Here is a 17114-nt window from a genome sequence, read left to right as displayed (position 1 = left end):
GTATTGTTATAGTTAAGCCCTCAAATAAGATTTAAAATGGAGTGTGCTCCGGCTCCGATTGGAAGTGGGGGCGCCTAGTTGGCGCCTTCGTCGTTTTCGTCGTTTATTTTCTCCATATCTATTCTTAGGGATGACTTGTTGTAAGTGGTATTAATCATGTAAAATATTCCTTTGGAGTTGCTACATTTGAACAGACAATAAGTTAAGGGAATTTAATAACTTAACAGCCTTATGTCAAGAGTAAGAAAAACGTACCCCAAAGAGTTCAAGCTGATGAGCGTTGAACTGAGTAATACCAGAAATGATTTAACAGCTCTGGCCAAAGAATTGGATATCCAGCCCTCATTGCTTTATCGATGGCGTAAAGAATATTTAAGTAAGGCAGGCAGTAGCTTTCCTGGCAACGGGAAAGTAATATTAACAGAAGCCGAGCAGGAGGTAGCCAGACTGAAGAAAGAACTGCGTGAAACGCAAATGGAGCGCGACATCCTAAAAAAGGCTGTAAGCATCTTCTCCAAGAACGAGGGCAAATATTCGGGTTCATAGCGGATCACTGCAGGATATTTTCCATCGAGAAGATGTGCACGGTGTTTAAAGTAAGTAGAGGCGGTTTTTACAGCTGGTTGAAGCGTACACCATCATTCCGTAATAGGGAAAACCAAATGCTTGAGCAGGAAATACGGAAAACGTTCCAAGAGAGTAAAGGTAGCTATGGAAGTCCTAGGATTACAAAGGCATTGAACGAAAAGAGCACTAAAGTCTCTAGACCCCGAGTAGCCCGAATAATGAAAAAGATCCATTTACGAAGTATAGTGAAGAAGAAATTCAAGGTGACTACCGATTCTAATCACAAATTTACTGTACCGGGAAATAAGTTGGATCGTAATTTCAAAACAGGGACGTTAGGAGCTGTCTGGGTATCTGATATCACCTATATTAGAACAAAACAAGGATGGTTATATCTAACAACGGTTATAGATCTGGGTGATAGAAAAGTAATCGGCTGGGCTTTAAGCGCAACAATGAAGCCATTGACACCGTAATTCCAGCATTTAGCATGGCGCAAAAAAACAGACCGATAACACAAGAACTGATATTTCACTCAGATCAAGGAATTCAGTATGCTTGCAATGAATTCCGGAGTTTATTAGAAAGAAACCCGCTAATTATAAGAAGCATGAGCAGAAAGGGAAATTGCTGGGACAATGCCGTTGCTGAAAGCTTCTTTAAGACGCTCAAAGCTGAATGTATATACCAGAATAAGTTCGTAGATAAACACCACGCAGCGATTGTTGTGTTTGAATACATTGAGGTTTGGTATAACAGAAAAAGAATGCACTCTGCTTTGGGATTTATGTCCCCTGAAGAGTTTGGAAGAAAACTGAATGAACAAAATATTGCAGCTTAACTAAATGTCCTTTTTTTTGTTGCAATTCCATATTATCCTTGACACAGTTTATTTTACAGTCTCTTAATATGTCCAACATTATTTTTGAAAAAAAGTAGCGAAAAAAGTTTCCCCTCAAGGAGGCTTTTGTTATACCTACCAAACAATATCCGGATAAGCCTTCAGTAAATTCTTTTTGACCAAAGTGGCAACAGCATGGCGAACGCCGGAATATCCTTAGATTGTACCGCGTACCCATTTGGTTGTCAGCAGCTCTTCACCTATGACATATCCGGATCCATAATATACTGGTGATAGTTCGTTGAGATTCGCTAATCGGACAAGCTAACTTCTAGCTCCTTACACTGATCCGCTGTCACAGTAAGTTGTTTGCCTGCTTATAATCATTTTTTTGAAACGTATTTGCGCTCGGTTTTAGCTGTAATTTCTAATATGGGATTTTGTTTCAATTTCTAGCTCTAGAATTTCAAACGGTAACTGTTGTTGGATGAGAAAAGACAGCTTCGTTCTGCAAAAATTAGATCATCGTACCTTCGCTAACTATAATTTACATCCTATGAATGATCTGCCATTAGATTTTAAGCTGGCCGCAATGCTTGAAAAAGCGGCTGAACTCGGAGCGTTGAAGGCTTTAATCATCCTATACGCAAGCTGTTCGCCCTATAATAGAAATTTAAAGGAAGCACAGACCTTTTGCAGATATAAAGTCGATTACCTTAAATCGTCTTCATTACAAAAAGATTCGGCTATTGTAGAAATTGTTCTATATGATATAAAGAACAATACACCAATAGACTTCTACAAGCCTAAGTTTTCCCTCAACGAGCATGCAAATAAAGTAATAGCTGGTAATAAGTGCACGGCTATTTTTAGCAAAAAGGAATTACCCAAATTTATATTTCTAGAATTACATCACCTAAATAAACACCCTGTACACATTTATCTTGATAAAAGTCGCGCGAGAAAAAATAACAAGTTTTTGGTTACAGTTTATTTAGCAGATGATAGCCGCGCTATTCTGTGATCTCTAGCATGTAATTAAAATTAGCAAAAAAAACTTTAGTTAAAGGTGTTGGTCGGGTTGATCCCAACCTGTCGGAGGGTACATATCTGCTGATCGATCAATTGCAAAGGATTGCGGAAGCTAACGATGTTGCGGTGGCAGCAGTGGCTATTGCTTGGCTGATGCAGCAAAAAGGAGTATGCTCCACCTTGCTGGGCGCAAGAACGATGGAGCAACTCCAGCAGAACATGCGGGCTGCCGAATTGGAACTTTCGCAAGACGAGCTGCAGTCTCTTAGCATCCTTACGACTCCCGTGCGCCCCTTTCCTCATAGCTTGTTACAGGGTACGGCGGATTTGTTGCAGGCGGGGACGAAAGTAAACGGTGTGCCATCGAGCGTAGCGGCTATACTGCCGCAGAATGATAGTGAACGGTATGCGTAACAGGATCCAGAAATTTAAGCTGCGCGGTCGATATATTGCTGTAGGTAAGTTGTGTCAGTTTTTCTCTGTTTGTTGATATGTTCGTATATTAGGAGCAACAAGAATAAAAAATAATGAAATATTCGATCAGCCTTCCAGGATATCGCATCGATAGCCGCATGATTTTTACGTTTATAGGTTCCTTTTTCATTGCTTGGTTGCTTTGGAATTGGCAAATAACATTTGCGCTGCTCTTTTACCACGCGGAGCATTTGAAAAAGGCTACATCGTTCGATACACATTTCGACTTAGTAGTATCTTATGCGACGGTACTAAAGAGCTTTTTTGGGCCGCTATGTTCTGCGATGCTGTACACATTGGTCGCTTTTTCAAAAAATAATAACGAATAGTTTTGTCTTTACACGAGCTATAAACTGTAGCAATACCGTGTATCAAAATAAGTTTACCTATGATATTAGAAGTCGCTATCTTGAATGTAAGCGTTGAAAAACAGCCTGATTTTGAACGAGATTTTTTGGAAGCCAGCCAATATATCGCATCGATCAATGGCTACATCAAGCATGCTTTAAAGAAATGTGTGGAGATTGAAAACCAGTATATCTTGTTGGTTGAGTGGGTTTCAGTGGAGGCGCACGAGGTCGGTTTTCGTCAATCGCCTGAGTATTTGAAGTGGAAAGCCTTGTTGCATCATTATTACGATCCTTTTCCGCAGGTATTGCATTATGCCTAAGGAAGAAGAACAACCTGAAGTTTGTAATTGAGAGGTGCTACAAACTCGTATTTTTGTCGATCACTTTATAAAACATGAACATAGAAAGGTTCAATATTCGGGATTTACCCTTTATAGGACACTTGCAACCCGCAGGTTGGGGAGATATCGCTCCAAATATGCTAGGATATTGTCTACAAGATTTCTGTCGGCCGATTAAAATGGTAGATAAGCAGCGCATTGTGGGGGTAGGGGCTTTAATTTTGCACGTAGATTCGGCTTGGCTAGCGCATATTATTGTTGACGAATCATATCGTGGAAGGGGGATCGGTAGGCACATGGTGGAGCATTTGGTTCAAGAAGCGCTTATTGAAGGATGTTCATCCGTCAATCTAATTGCAACCGATCTTGGCGCTCCGGTTTATCAGAAGGTGGGTTTTAAAGCCGTTGGTCATTACCAATTTCTAAATAAGACAGCGGACTATGTTCCAAACAACATATCGGAGTGTGTGCGGGCCGGAGGAAAGGAATATCATCAGCAGGTGCTGGAAATGGATCGACATATTACCGGCGAAGATCGAAGTGCGTTGATCGGCAGCCATTTTCACCAAGCTGTTGTTTATGAAGAGGACGCGGCGTTGGAGGGATATTACCTGCCGACCTTGGGACAGGGGCCTATTTATGCGATAACCGAGCGTGCTGGATTGGCGTTGATGGAATTGAAGTACAGCCATGCGCAGGTTGCCGTTTTACCGCAGTCAAATACCGTAGGTCTTAATTTTTTATTGCAAAGCGGATTTGAAAAACGGCCCGACACGGCCATACGCATGGTTTATGGTCGAGAAACGCTATGGCGACCCACGCAGATATTTAGCCGAATTGGTGGTAATTATGGCTAGTATAATCCACAGCTATTTTAACGACTAAAATCCCAAGGGCTTTAGGCACTATCTTTGGTTAAATCCACATAAAGCGAATTGGCTACACAAATTAGAATAACCATAATGAAAAACTTACGATATATACCAATGCTTGCTGCGATGTGTCTTTTGCTGTCTTGCGGCGATGGTGCGAAAGGCAGGCAGACGGTGAACCATGCCGATAGCATTTCGCAACAGGAGCGAGCGACCGACACGCTTGTGCAGCATGTAGCCGATACAGTAGTTGGAAAAGGTGCGGTGAAAGACGCGCAGCTGATCAAAGAGACCTGTGAAGAGCCCTATGGCGACATGGAAAGCGGCTTTACGACTGTGTGTTTTTACTGGAATGCGGATTTGGAAACGGCCTATGCACATTTTAGAGCGAAGAACAGCGACAGCGATGATGGCCGTTTTTTGGAAAGCCAATGGCCGAAGGAGGCTGAGCATAACGTTGCGGGAAGCTATCCCATAGAGGTTAAGTACCTCCGCGAGACGAGCGACCGGCTATCGGTCAACTTATTTTTTCCGGGCGGCGAGACACAGATTGTTTTTGAAAAGAAACCCAAAGGTGTGGAAGTGCGCACGGTACATTCGCCAGACTAAAGGATCCAAGCTGCTGCTAAGCGCCTTCAGCTAGCCTGTCGGATGATCGACTGGAAGAGACGCGCATATCCGCTCACCATTTTCTCCCAGCTGAAGTTACGCAGGGTAAACGAACGATAAGCCTGCCGCTGTTCGGTATGTAGGCTGTCGCTGTCCAAAATTTTGCCTATAGCCAATTGCCAAGCCTGCGCATCCTCATGAGGCACCTGAATACCGTTTTTTTCGTGGATGATCGCATCGGTAATGCCTTCGATATCGGCGGCTAATACCATGGTGCCGCACATACTGGCTTCTAGGCATACCAAGCCAAAGCCTTCCATATCACCTTCGATCTTGATATTAGGCATGAGGAAAGCATGCGCATGCGCCAAAAGTACCTGTAGATCGTCTAAAGGTAATTTGCCCACATGCTTCAACCGAAGCTGATGGCTATCTTCCTGTAGCAGCTTACGGAGCTCTACCTGATCGGAAGGAAAACCTAGAAAGAGCATGACGAGGTGCCGCCAAGATTTAGGAAGTCGTTGGAGCCATTTCTCTTGCTCGGTTTGTTCGGCCTGAAAGGGCCCTGCCATCAACAGCATAGTATTTTCGGGGAGTAGGGGAAGTACCTCGCGAATAAACCACGAAAAGCCTTTGCGCTTTACTGGGCGACCGAGGGTGACGAGAATCTTCTTGTCGGCCGGAATAGCATATTTCTGACGGATGGCCGACCAGCTATCTGCCGAGTGCTGGGCTTGAAGATTGTGGTCTATGCCGTTGACGACAACCGATACCTTGCTCTGGTCTACGCCGCGTTGCACAATAGATTGTGCGGTAGCTTGGCTGACGGCAATGATATGGTCAAAGCGGTTGAAGCGCCGCAAAATAAAGCGTTGATAGATGCTCCAAGGGAAAACGACATCTAATCCGTGCACGGTAACCACACGCTTGATATGGCTGTAGCCACTATGCCAAAGGCTCATCGAGGCGATAAGGCCATCATTGAAGTGGATCAATGAGATGCCGGGATGGCTATGTACCGTCTTCAATATACGGTCGTTCAGTTTTCTAAAAAACTGAAAGTAACTTTCTTCAGCCGTATACACAATATGGTGCACGATGGCGCAGCTGCGCATCCCGTTTATCAGCTCGTAGCTTTGTTTTTCCATGCCACCGGTCGCCGGTGGATATTTGTGGCTAACGAATAGTACTTCCATGTTCGATAAGCGGTAATGCCTGAGGCTTCCTAATAAAGGCATAGCAGAGTATGCCGATCAATATCCAAAATAGCTGACGCGAGCGCCGCAGGACGGATACGGCGAGCCACACGGCGGTGGCGTGTATTCCCACGGCAGCCAGCACAAATTTGTTTCCGAGCTCTTCCACCCCCAATTGACCGGGAACAAAAGCGCCAAGACTCTTCACGATAACAACGCCCATATCCAAGAGCAACCCGTGCATGATTCGCAGGTCGTAGCCGAGAAACTGCAGGATCAAATAAAATTCAAAACTGCCCACCAGCCAGTGCAGCATGGATAGGAAGTAAGACGACCAGAAGGCCTTGGGCTTCTGTTGATAAAAGGCCTGAGCCTGCTGCAGCAAGCTGCGTAGGCGCGAGGTAAATGTCGTCCACAGCTTTATAGGCTTGCTATTGCTTTCCCTCTCGGGGGAAGGCTTCCGATGTAAGGTATAGAAGAACAGTAATTTGAGGATGCTTAGGAAAATGATTAGGCAGATCAGCAAGGGAGGAAGGAAAGCGGGCATGTTGGATGCTGCAATGAAGAGAAGCCATGATGTGGCTACGATAAAGAGCAACAGTTGGGAGAGCACGACCGTAATGCGGGAGATCACGATGGAGGTGGAGGCGGTCTTGCGGGAGATATGGTAGGCTTTCAATAGTTCGTCTTTCAGGAGATCGCCGCCCACGACGCTGGTGGGGTTGTATAGCCCGACAGTTTCTCCGATCTGGCGCACGCTAAATAGTTGGAACAGGTTGATGTGCTTTCGCTCATCTGCTAAGCATACCCACCACGCAAAGGTACCCAAGAGGTAAGCGACAAAGGTGGAAGCCAATAGGTATAGAAAGCGGAAGCTTATCTTTTCCATTTCTTGCCATACCAAGCGGACATCCGTTTGGAGGATGAAAATGACCATGGGCACGATGATGCAGGCCAAGATAAGGACCTTGAGCCATTTCTTGTTTTTTAGCAAGCTGTCCATACCAAGCTGCTGTTTGTGGAACCGGCAAGCGTCTTTACGTCGTCGAAGTAACGCTGCACAAGGTTCTCCCAATCTAGCTCGCGCACCTGAGCGAGCGCCGCATTGCTGATGACCTGATGAAGCTCGCGGTCGTTCAACAGGAGCGAGAGGTGGATGAGGTAGTCTTCCGGCGATTTTGGTAGACATTTGTAGCCGTTGTGGCGGTGACGGATGAGGTCGGCGCTGCCGCCGCCATCGGCGATAACACAGGGCAGACCCGAGGCCATGGCCTCTATAATCACATTGCCGTAGGTTTCCGAGGTGGAGGTAAAGACAAAGGCATCGCAAGATGCGTATAAGGTCGCTAGCGCCTGATGCTCCAATTTGCCAAGAAAGTGGGCCTTAGGCATATGGCGCTGCATCTCTTCTTTGGCAGCACCGTCGCCCGCGATAATGAGGTTGTGCGCCAAATCGCGGCGCTGCAAGCGCTGGTAGATTTCGATAAGGGTCTGCACGTTTTTCTCCCATACCAAACGGCTGGCAAAAAGGATGTTGGGCTTATCGTTACCCGTAATATTGCGCACATAGTTTAAGTCTCTTTTCTGCGGGTTGAAGAGGTTGAGGTCAATGCCTCGTTGCCAAAGTGTCAACTTTTCCGGAGAAACGCCAAACTGTTCCAACTGCCTGATCATGGACTGTGAAGGCACGTATACATTCGAGCAGCGGTTGTAAAACTTCTTGCTGGCGGCAATCATCCAGCGCTCTACAGGTTTGATCAAGGCGGGAAATTTCCGGAAGTAATAAGGGATATAGGAGATGAAGTTGGTATGGTAGATGCTGATGACTGGGATATTGCGCTGCTGTGCATAGCGCAGGGCAAAGAAGCCCAACAACGAAGGTGTGGCGATATGGATCACGTCGGGCTGAAAGCGATCCAGCTCTTGTTTCAGCTGTTCCTTAACCAACAGGGGCATGGTAAAACTGTAGTCTTTGTTGAGGCCTGTATTCAAAGAAGGAATTTTGAGCGATGCATGTGTCTCCAATTGATCCGGACCTTTTCCGTACACAAAAAGGTAGGAATACCGACGTGGGTCGATCCTGTTAATGATCTGAAACATCGTACGTGATGCACCATCAAACTCTTCAATAAGTATCTCTGCAAAGAATGCCACTTTTACCATATCGCCAGGTTTAGTTGTTTTTTCGAAAATAAAAGGTAGATGTGTAGTTAATAGGTGTTGGTTGTTAATGATTTATGAATTTTTCGAAGCGAGTTTACATTTTCTGCATAATTCCTACATAAAAGATTCATCTTGAATTTATACAAACCTAACATGAAGCCTTTAGCTTTGGTGAAGCATCAACGACCTTAAACAGATGAACTTACATGCTGTGTGGCTAAACCGGAGAAAATGGATAAGTGTGCTTGCGCTTGTCTTTTTGCTATGGGCATATGTATACCAAATAAAAACCGGTCGTTCGGCCGGATACGATCCGAGCGTTTCGTATGCTGCGTTGGCTGCCATGGGCAATTCGTCGGAAGGTGAGCTTGCTCTGCTAACCTACAATGTTGCCGGTTTGCCGGAGATCATCTCGGCGGCAGAAAGCCCGCGTGCACAGAGCATGGGCGAGATAGGTGCGAAGATCAATTCCTTTGATATTGTGAATGTGCAGGAGGATTTTCATTATCACGACGCCTTGTATGATCGAGGAAATACGCATCCCTTCCGCACGCTGCACAAGCAGGCGCTCCCTTACGGAGATGGCTTGAATACCTTGTCGAAATACCCGATTTTATTTACCAAGCGTATTGCTTGGGCGGATTGCCACGGCACGGATTGCCTAGCGGCGAAAGGTTTTTCTGTTTCGCGGATACAGCTGAGCAAGGGAATTACAGTAGACGTATACAACGTGCATGCCACCTCGCAGGATAGCCCTGCGGCGGCCTTGGCCAGACGAAAAAATATCAAACAGCTTTCAGCTTATATCCAAACATATTCTGCGCAGCAGGCCCTGCTGGTGATGGGCGACTTCAATGCGCATTATGCGGCGGCCTGGGATAACCTGCATCAGTTTGTGCATAGCAACAAGCTGCATGACGCGTGGATCTTTACGAAGAGAGCTGGACAACTGCCCGGCGCCGTAAACGATTTTGTGGCGCAAGACAAGCTCTCGCTCACCGATAGTTGCGAAAGCATTGATAAGATATTGTTTAGAAATAGTTCCTATTTAGAATTTACCCCGCGCTCGTATAAAATTGAAAAACAGCATTTTTCCAATCGCAATGGTCAATCCCTTTCTGATCATTGTGCTGTCTCGCTTTCTTTGAAATGGAAGAAAATAACAGATAGTGTGCTGTTGGACCGTCCACTGGCCGCTTTTGTTGAAAAGTAATTGGAGATAGAAACCGCCAATGGTCGTGGCACACCAGTGGCTAATGCTTGATTGCGCATCATGGTCTTAGTCATTGGTTAGAAAAAAAGACTTAAGTCTCCCCGACTTAAGTCTTTTTTTTTGATGACCTAGATCAACTACTTTGATTCATCTGGCAGGAGGATAAACTTAAATAGTTGCTCTTCTTTTAAGTATTTGTTGGCTACCGCCTTGACGGAGCTTACTGAAATTTTATCTAATGCGTCTAGGTAATGCGTGATGTAGCTCGGATCTTCATTACGCTGATAGGCACCCGACAATTGGCTCATCCAAAAACGGTTTTCTTTGAGGGATAGCTCCAGTTGTCTTCGTTGCTCAATCTTGAATTTTGCTAAATCTTCTTCCAATGGACCGGCCTTTTTTACTTTGTTGATCTCGTCCAGCGTAGAGGCTATCAAGGCTTGGTATTTGTCTACGGCTGTGCCAAAGGATACCGTGAAGCTGAAGCGATTTTTAGGATACTTGCTGGTAGATGCTCGCGCGGCGGTGCCATATACGCCACTTTCTTCTTCGCGCAGGCGCTCCAGCAGCTTGATGGTAAGCACGCTCTCTAAGGCATCCATATTCAGATTTTCTTGCTCGTTGTAGCTATAGTCACCATAGAAACTCAATACCGCCGTTGCTTTTTGTTCCTGGCCCTTGTGCACTACTTTCTCGAATCCCTTCTTAGGCTCATAAATTCCTAAGTCCTTAGCTTCCTCTTTGCGGTTGGATGCCGGCAGGGCAGCGAGATACTGTTCGAGATAAGGTTTTATTTCCTCTTCGGTGAAGGAGCCTACAATGGTAAACGTAAAGTCGGAAGCATCGGCGAAACGATTTTTGTATATTTCCAAGGCGCGCGCTTGATCGATCTTTTTTACATCGTCTTCGCTGATTGGTGTGCGTCGGATGTTTCCGTTGTAGAGGCTTTGCATAACCGCTTGACTAAACACGAAGTTCGGGTTGCTTGCCCGGTTGGCGATCATGGATAGCGTTTTGCTGATGGTGCTCTGGAAGGCGTCATCTTCAATGCGTGGCGCGGTGAAATAGCCGTAGATCATCTCAAAAGCTGTTTTCAGTCCCTCTTTGTCGCTATGCCCAGATATCCCTTCAGCGCGTTCGCTAATGTAAGGGCTGATGTTCAGGTTTTTACCGGTCAGGTATTTCTGCAGCTCAATGGTGTTAAGCTGCCCAATACCGCTGCTGTTGACGAGGTCGGCCGCTTGCGATGCGGTGAAATAGTCGCTATCAGCATAAAGCGATGTACCGCCGGGGCTATAGGCGCTGATGAGTATCTCGTCGTTCTTAAAGGTCGTCGGTTTGAGTACTACGCGAACGCCATTCGATAGTGTGAGCTCTTTACTTGCCACAGCAGCGATATCTTTGGATGCGCTGATGCTACCTGCAACGGGCTCTTTGGCCAGCATAGGCAGATCCGATACTTTGTCGTCGTAGGTAGCTATTTGCTCGCCTTCGATATCCTTAAACCAAGTTTTTACCTGCTGTTCGTCGGGCAGGTTGGCTTTTTCATTTTCGGGCGCCATGATAATCATATCCCGGTTATTGTCCACATAGTACTGCTTGCCCAGCTGATTGACTTCATGAAGGGTCAGTGTTGGTAGCAATTGTTTGTAGAGATTGTACGAATCTTCATTGCTTAATGCGGGGCTATCTTCCAAGTAATGGTTGAGGTAGCTGTTGACATAACTGTCGGATTTCTTTTTGTCGCGTTCTACATAGGCCATCTCTGTGCCTTTGCGTATGGTTGTAATCGCACGCTGGAATTCGCTATCGGTAAAACCATGGCGCTCGACGCGTTCGAGTTCGCGCGCCAACGCTTTGAATCCCATTTCGAAGGATCCCGGCTTGGCCACAAATACGGCGTTGTAGGCATCTAGTCCGCCGATGAAACCACCGATACCTACGCTGGCTTGAATAAACGGTGGGTTGGCAGACTGTGCCAGCTCGCCGAGCCTGGCGTTGAGCATATCGTTGTAGACAGACTTCAACAGATTGGAGCGAAGATCGCGTACGGTCTTCACTTTTTGCTCTTTATGTTTGATAGTGAGCTGCCCTACCGTATAGGTCATCTCGGGATCTGTTACCGCAATAAATTGATTGGCGTTAAGCAAAGGTACTTGGTATTCCTCGCGTTTTGGCGCGGTTGCTGGCGCTTTTAAGTCGGAAAACAGCCTTTTGATCTCGCTTTCCATGGCGGAAACATCGATGTCGCCGACAATGATGATGGCTTGCAGATCAGGGCGATACCAGTCTTTGTGAAAGGAGCGGAGGGACGCATAGGGAAAGCCCTTGATATTGGCTTCAGTGCCAATGGGCAATCGGTTGGAATAGCGCGAGTTGTTGAGCATTACAGGGAGATACTTATCGCGCATGCGTTGGGAAGCACCACGGCCTCCGCGCATCTCTTCGAGCACGATGCCACGTTCTTTATCTATTTCTTCCTCATTGAGCAAGGCATCTTGCGCCCAGTCGCGCATCACCTGCAATCCATTCTTCAGCAGCTCCGGATCGTCGGAGGGAATCGGCAATTGATAAACCGTTTGGTCGAAACCGGTGTAGGCGTTTAGGTCACTACCGAAACGTACGCCGGCTTTTTGCAAATAGTTAACCAGTTCGTTTTTGGGAAAGTGCTTCAATCCGTTGAAGTTCATATGTTCCAGAAAATGCGCTAGTCCCACCTGTTCTTCGGTCTCTAAAATGGAACCTACTTTTGTGGCCAAGTACATGGTCACGCGATCTTTCGGTTCCACATTGCGTCGGATGTAATATTGGAATCCATTAGACAGTTTACCCGTTTTTACCTCATTGTCGAAAGGAAGCGGAGTATCCCAAGAGAGGGTGTCGGCGCTTAAGATTTCCCTAGCGCTGGCATGCATCGTTGTGGCTTGTACCTGCGCAGTCTGAAAGATAGCAGGGAGCAGAAAGGCTATGGCAATCGGTTTGATCATATTCATGGATGTTAATGGTTTTGTGCAACTGTATGTGGTAAACTTACGAAACGGAACGAATTTCTGCTAATTTTTTAGCAGTTAATTTGATTATCTTTACGCTATGAAATGGGATAATGCTAAAAAAGATTTTAAACGCTATCTACAGTTGGAACGCAACCTGTCTGCGAATTCTATAGATGCTTATCTCAATGATGTCCAAAAGTTGGAAGCTTACTGCGACTACCGCAGTATAAACTTGCCACAGGTAGACACCAAAACCGTACAGCAATTCCTCGTGTTTATTAATGATTTCAATATATCGCCCTTTACGCAAGCGCGGTTGCTTTCCGGGCTAAAAACGTTCTTTGCGTTTCTGCAGATCGAATATGACTGGAAGAAGAACCCGGCGGAACTATTGGAGTCGCCACGGCTTAGCCGAAAGATTCCAAGTGTGCTGAACATTCAGGAGATCGATGCGTTGATTCAGGCGATCGATCTTTCGGCAAACGAAGGAACGCGCAACAAGACTATTTTGGAGGTGCTCTATGGCTGTGGGCTGCGTGTGTCGGAACTTGTGGGCCTCAAGATATCCAATCTGTTCTTGGATGTGGAATTTATTAAGGTGCAAGGTAAAGGTAATAAGGAAAGGCTGATACCGATTGGTAAACAGGCGATCAAACACCTGAAGATATACCTGCAAGAAGTTAGACCGCTGTCGCCGATAAAGCCGGGTTGTGAAGATTTCGTGTTCTTGAATAGGCGAGGGGCATCACTTAGCCGGGTGATGGTGTTCTTGATTATAAAAGATCTGGCTAAAAAAATAGGACTTACAAAGCCCATCAGTCCGCATACGTTTCGGCATTCCTTCGCCTCGCATTTGGTGGAAGGTGGCGCCGACCTGCGTGCCGTGCAGGATATGCTGGGGCACGAAAGTATCACCACTACGGAGATCTATACCCATGTTGATCGCGATTATCTGCAGTCTGTGATCACCCATTATCATCCACGCTCCTAAAAGAGATAGCTCTTCTTTATAGGATAATATTTGCAATGCTGTTGCATTTGTTTTATCTTTGTCGCTATTGATGCGGAAAAAGATATTGTTGCATATTATTTTATGGGTAGGACTCACTGGTCTGCTGCTAACAAGCGGGCTGCAGTATACCCATGATGTAGCGCATCATAGCTGTTCCACCTCCACGGAGGAGCAGCGCGATCATGCCGACCAGCACTGTTCGCTCTGTTGGTTTGTTTCCCATCAGGTTCTCGATGATTTTCAATTAGCTTCTTTGCTGCCCACTGCGCAGATTTCTTTGTCTTCGCCGGTAGCTGAAGCGCTTATGCTTGTTCGCTTTCCCGATCAGGTACATTCCCTAAAAAGTAATAAAGATCCGCCTTATACCCTGTAAATCGGGGGAATATTTTTTTATAAAAAACATAAGGCAGATACATGCAAATTAAAGGCATTGGGCTGTTGCTATGGTTGCTTCTGTGCATACCGGTGCTACATGCTCAAGAAAACTGTGCTATCCGCGTGAGCGGGATGGTGCAATCGGCGCAAGGTGAACCCTTGGGCGATGTTATTATACGGATCAGTAAAAATAGAACGGCAACGACGAACGCTAGCGGACATTTTGTGCTGGACAAATTGTGTACGGGCAATTATGAATTGTCCTTGTCGTACTTGGGCTATTCGCCAATAAACGTTTCATTTGCGATAGCAAGAGATACCGTGTTGCAGTTTACCTTGCATCCAGATGCCATACATATTCAGGATGTGGAGATTATAGGGCAGCAGCAGGGATCGCTTTCCAGCAGTGTGCATCGCCTCTCGGCGCAGCAAGTGCAGGAAAACAAAGGACAAACGTTGGCCGAGTCGTTGGCCGACATATCCGGTGTGTCGACGATTGGCATGGGCAATAGTATTGTGAAGCCGGTCATCAACGGCTTGCACAGCAACAGGATCTTGATTATGAACAACGGTGTGCGGCAGGAGGGACAGCAATGGGGTGTAGAACATGCGCCAGAGATTGATCCTTTTATTGCAGACCGCTTGGAAGTGATTAAAGGTGCGCAAGGTGTGCGCTATGGCGCCGATGCACTGGGGGGCGTGGTGCTCGTGACGCCAGCAGGCATCAACATGGATAAGGCCTTGAGCGGTAATTTTGATCTCTTGGGACGTAGCAATGGGCGAGGTGGCGTGATGCAGGGAAGCTTGGAAGGCGCGGTTAAAAGTATTCCGCAGCTGGGCTGGCGTGTACAAGCATCGACGAAAAAGATCGGTGACTATGAAACGCCTGACTATGTGGTGGGCAACACCGGCGTGGAAGAGCTAAACTATAGCGGTGCGTTGACCTACCAATGGAATAGCAATACCTTGGAAGCTTTTTATAGCCATTTCGGTACCACGCTGGGTATTTTTCGCGGTGCTCATATTGGCACCGTGGCAGATATCGAGGCACGTATAGCATATGGACGTCCCTTTGAGGCGTATGATTTTAGCTATAAGATTGAGGCGCCACGACAACGCGTGAGCCATGATTTGGCGAAGCTGAAATGGACACATCACTTCCATGCTGATCGAAGCTTGGAGGTGCAGTATGCTTATCAGCGTAACCATCGCCGAGAGTATGATGTACGCCGGGTGGAGTCTGACGATTTGCCCATGGCCGATATGGTATTGAGTGCGCAGACCATGGATGTGGTGCTGAAGCAGAAGAACAGTTCCATTGGTGTGCAGTCGCTCATACAGATCAACAACAATACACCGGGGACGGGTACTACACCTATTATCCCAAACTTTGATAGCTATAATTTAGGTCTTTTTGCAATTCATCAGTTCCACATCGGGCGTCTCCATGCGGAGGCGGGCGGGCGCTACGACTTCAAGTATTTGGATGTAGCGGGATATCGGTACCGCCGCGATGCCGTGAACGATGACGGCAGTATCGAACAATATTTGCTGACCGACACGCGCCGCTTCCACAATGCCTCTGGAACGGTAGGGGCGCTCTATCACATTACGCCACGGTTAAGCTGGAAAAGTAACCTCGGCCTAGCTTGGCGTGCGCCGTCGGCCAATGAATTGTACAGTGATGGGGTGCACCACGGCAGCGCGACTTATGAGCTGGGCGATCAGCAGCTGCGCAGCGAGAAAGGCTTGAAGTGGATGAACACCTTAATCTGGAATGGAGAGCGGCTACAGTTTACTGCGGATGTTTATGCACAAATGCTGTATGACTATATCTATGCGCAACCCAATCCGGACTCGGTGAGACAAACCATACGTGGTACTTTTCCGCTTTTCGTATACCAACAGCATGACGCTCTTTTTTATGGTGCCGACCTGAAGCTCGGTTACCAGCTTAGCGCCAAGCTGCGATATGAAGCAACGGCTTCACTGATCCGCGCCAAGAACCTGACCTTAGATACCTATCTGCCTTATATTCCCTCGGACAGATTCCAGCAGGGCATTTCCTATGCTTTGTTTGGGGAACGCCAACCGCTTAGCTATGTGAAGCTGGCACATCGTTTCGTGGCGCGCCAGCATCGCTACGAAGCAAACAGCGATTATGCTGCTCCGCCGCCCGCTTATTATCTGATTGATTTTGTGGCGAGCAAGCAGTTTGATCTGGCATCCGGGAGGCAGTTTAATGTGCTTTTCTCGGTAGACAATGTATGCAATACGGCATACAAGGATTACATGGACCGTTTGCGCTACTTTACGCATCAAATGGGCCGAAATTTCAATTTAAAATTATCTTATCAATTCTAATGTTATTTATCATGAAAAAAATTAGTCTAGTTGTTTCTTTTTTAGCGCTGTTATTCCTTGCTCCATCTTGTTCAAAAGATGACCCCACGCCGGAGGTAGATCAAGAAGAAGTGGGAACCGCGAAATTGATATTTACGGAAGTAGAACGTGAGGAGCATGGCGACCATGCACACTATCACGATATCGAAAATGCAGAGGTGGTTTCTGTTTCGTTTTCGGGTGCGGATATGTTGCCTCCAGTAGGTGAGCACTTGCACTTGGAGGTGGGCAAAAGCTACAGACTGGAACTGCAAGCGACGGATTTCGCGGGTAGAGAAACACAGCAAACGTTTGTAGCGCGTCCTGATATCCACCAAGCATTTATCTTGGGTGCGCCGGCAAATAGCTTGTCTTACGAGTATGCGGATGAAGACGCTGATGGAAATGCGTTGAATGTAGGCGTTACGGGTTATCTTACCGTAAATGCGCTTGCCAACACGTTTACCTTGAACTATGTGTTGCGCCATTTGAATGCTGGTGTTAAGTCGCGTATTACGGCTGCTGACTGGAACAACGTGAACTACAACCAGTTTACCGGTGAGAATGACTTGGACCTAAAAGTAAGTGTGCACTTGGTTCCTGAGGGCGATCACGATCATTAAATAACGATCGGCGACGACGGGCTTGGATCCTAAAATAGGTCGTCTAAGCGTGCGAAAATAATATTTTAAAA

General features: G+C 46.5%; 14 protein-coding genes and 1 pseudogene. 11 read left to right on the top strand and 4 right to left on the bottom strand.

Features of this window, described 5'->3' with window-relative positions:
* Positions 1-231 precede the first annotated feature (231 nt).
* From SCB77_RS02095 to SCB77_RS02070, 6 genes and pseudogenes are all read left to right on the top strand, one after another.
* Positions 232-1408: pseudogene (locus SCB77_RS02095) on the top strand (IS3 family transposase).
* A 487-nt stretch (positions 1409-1895) separates the two neighbouring features.
* Positions 1896-2432: a hypothetical protein gene (locus SCB77_RS02090; RefSeq protein WP_320184776.1), complete on the top strand. Its 537-nt coding sequence runs from the start codon at positions 1896-1898 to the stop codon at positions 2430-2432.
* Positions 2433-2500: 68 nt separating this feature from the next.
* Positions 2501-2854 carry an aldo/keto reductase gene (locus tag SCB77_RS02085; RefSeq protein WP_320186649.1) on the top strand — a complete coding sequence of 118 codons (354 nt, stop codon included), beginning with the start codon at positions 2501-2503 and terminating at the stop codon, positions 2852-2854.
* A 448-nt stretch (positions 2855-3302) separates the two neighbouring features.
* On the top strand, positions 3303-3584 hold the full coding sequence (locus SCB77_RS02080) for an antibiotic biosynthesis monooxygenase family protein (protein ID WP_320184775.1): 282 nt from the start codon (positions 3303-3305) through the stop codon (positions 3582-3584).
* A 74-nt stretch (positions 3585-3658) separates the two neighbouring features.
* Complete coding sequence (locus tag SCB77_RS02075) at positions 3659-4462, top strand: GNAT family N-acetyltransferase (protein WP_320184774.1); 804 nt, start codon at positions 3659-3661, stop codon at positions 4460-4462.
* Between the two features lie 105 nt (positions 4463-4567).
* Positions 4568-5086 carry a hypothetical protein gene (locus SCB77_RS02070; protein WP_320184773.1) on the top strand — a complete coding sequence of 173 codons (519 nt, stop codon included), beginning with the start codon at positions 4568-4570 and terminating at the stop codon, positions 5084-5086.
* A gap of 26 nt (positions 5087-5112) precedes the next feature.
* On the opposite strand, the gene SCB77_RS02065 is transcribed toward SCB77_RS02070, so the two are convergent.
* The 3 genes from SCB77_RS02065 to SCB77_RS02055 are packed head-to-tail and all read right to left on the bottom strand — an operon-like array spanning position 5113 to position 8445.
* Complete coding sequence (locus tag SCB77_RS02065; protein WP_320184772.1) at positions 5113-6282, bottom strand: glycosyltransferase family 4 protein; 1170 nt, start codon at positions 6280-6282, stop codon at positions 5113-5115.
* Positions 6263-7285: a lysylphosphatidylglycerol synthase transmembrane domain-containing protein gene (locus tag SCB77_RS02060; protein WP_320184771.1), complete on the bottom strand. Its 1023-nt coding sequence runs from the start codon at positions 7283-7285 to the stop codon at positions 6263-6265. Before SCB77_RS02060 ends, SCB77_RS02065 begins: the two co-directional genes overlap by 20 nt.
* On the bottom strand, positions 7270-8445 hold the full coding sequence (locus tag SCB77_RS02055) for a glycosyltransferase family 4 protein (protein WP_320184770.1): 1176 nt from the start codon (positions 8443-8445) through the stop codon (positions 7270-7272). Before SCB77_RS02055 ends, SCB77_RS02060 begins: the two co-directional genes overlap by 16 nt.
* A 196-nt stretch (positions 8446-8641) precedes the next feature.
* On the opposite strand from SCB77_RS02055, the gene SCB77_RS02050 reads away from it, so the two are divergent.
* On the top strand, positions 8642-9658 hold the full coding sequence (locus SCB77_RS02050; protein WP_320184769.1) for an endonuclease/exonuclease/phosphatase family protein: 1017 nt from the start codon (positions 8642-8644) through the stop codon (positions 9656-9658).
* 137 nt (positions 9659-9795) lie between these two features.
* On the opposite strand, the gene SCB77_RS02045 is transcribed toward SCB77_RS02050, so the two are convergent.
* On the bottom strand, positions 9796-12651 hold the full coding sequence (locus SCB77_RS02045; protein ID WP_320184768.1) for a M16 family metallopeptidase: 2856 nt from the start codon (positions 12649-12651) through the stop codon (positions 9796-9798).
* A gap of 97 nt (positions 12652-12748) precedes the next feature.
* On the opposite strand from SCB77_RS02045, the gene xerD reads away from it, so the two are divergent.
* The 4 genes from xerD (at position 12749) to SCB77_RS02025 (ending at position 17043) form a co-directional block, all read left to right on the top strand.
* Positions 12749-13642: a site-specific tyrosine recombinase XerD gene (gene xerD, locus SCB77_RS02040; RefSeq protein ID WP_320184767.1), complete on the top strand. Its 894-nt coding sequence runs from the start codon at positions 12749-12751 to the stop codon at positions 13640-13642.
* Between the two features lie 70 nt (positions 13643-13712).
* Complete coding sequence (locus tag SCB77_RS02035) at positions 13713-14036, top strand: hypothetical protein (protein ID WP_320184766.1); 324 nt, start codon at positions 13713-13715, stop codon at positions 14034-14036.
* 41 nt (positions 14037-14077) lie between these two features.
* Positions 14078-16402 carry a TonB-dependent receptor gene (locus SCB77_RS02030; RefSeq protein WP_320184765.1) on the top strand — a complete coding sequence of 775 codons (2325 nt, stop codon included), beginning with the start codon at positions 14078-14080 and terminating at the stop codon, positions 16400-16402.
* A gap of 11 nt (positions 16403-16413) precedes the next feature.
* Positions 16414-17043 carry a hypothetical protein gene (locus tag SCB77_RS02025; protein WP_320184764.1) on the top strand — a complete coding sequence of 210 codons (630 nt, stop codon included), beginning with the start codon at positions 16414-16416 and terminating at the stop codon, positions 17041-17043.
* Positions 17044-17114: the final 71 nt, after the last annotated feature.

The organism is Sphingobacterium bambusae, assembly GCF_033955345.1.
Lineage (GTDB): Bacteria > Bacteroidota > Bacteroidia > Sphingobacteriales > Sphingobacteriaceae > Sphingobacterium > Sphingobacterium bambusae.
Note: the sequence above shows the minus strand (reverse complement) of the source record. Positions and strands in the feature narration are given on the sequence as shown.

What these genes read in the sequence shown, in the direction of transcription:
- SCB77_RS02090 (WP_320184776.1), top strand. Translation starts at nt 1,896, where the DNA reads ATGAGAAAAGACAGCTTCGTTCTGCAAAAATTAGATCATCGTACCTTC.
- SCB77_RS02080 (WP_320184775.1), top strand. Translation starts at nt 3,303, where the DNA reads ATGATATTAGAAGTCGCTATCTTGAATGTAAGCGTTGAAAAACAGCCT.
- SCB77_RS02075 (WP_320184774.1), top strand. Translation starts at nt 3,659, where the DNA reads ATGAACATAGAAAGGTTCAATATTCGGGATTTACCCTTTATAGGACAC.
- SCB77_RS02070 (WP_320184773.1), top strand. Translation starts at nt 4,568, where the DNA reads ATGAAAAACTTACGATATATACCAATGCTTGCTGCGATGTGTCTTTTG.
- SCB77_RS02065 (WP_320184772.1), bottom strand. Translation starts at nt 6,282, where the DNA reads ATGGAAGTACTATTCGTTAGCCACAAATATCCACCGGCGACCGGTGGC.
- SCB77_RS02060 (WP_320184771.1), bottom strand. Translation starts at nt 7,285, where the DNA reads ATGGACAGCTTGCTAAAAAACAAGAAATGGCTCAAGGTCCTTATCTTG.
- SCB77_RS02055 (WP_320184770.1), bottom strand. Translation starts at nt 8,445, where the DNA reads ATGGTAAAAGTGGCATTCTTTGCAGAGATACTTATTGAAGAGTTTGAT.
- SCB77_RS02050 (WP_320184769.1), top strand. Translation starts at nt 8,642, where the DNA reads ATGAACTTACATGCTGTGTGGCTAAACCGGAGAAAATGGATAAGTGTG.
- SCB77_RS02045 (WP_320184768.1), bottom strand. Translation starts at nt 12,651, where the DNA reads ATGAATATGATCAAACCGATTGCCATAGCCTTTCTGCTCCCTGCTATC.
- xerD (WP_320184767.1), top strand. Translation starts at nt 12,749, where the DNA reads ATGAAATGGGATAATGCTAAAAAAGATTTTAAACGCTATCTACAGTTG.
- SCB77_RS02035 (WP_320184766.1), top strand. Translation starts at nt 13,713, where the DNA reads ATGCGGAAAAAGATATTGTTGCATATTATTTTATGGGTAGGACTCACT.
- SCB77_RS02030 (WP_320184765.1), top strand. Translation starts at nt 14,078, where the DNA reads ATGCAAATTAAAGGCATTGGGCTGTTGCTATGGTTGCTTCTGTGCATA.
- SCB77_RS02025 (WP_320184764.1), top strand. Translation starts at nt 16,414, where the DNA reads ATGAAAAAAATTAGTCTAGTTGTTTCTTTTTTAGCGCTGTTATTCCTT.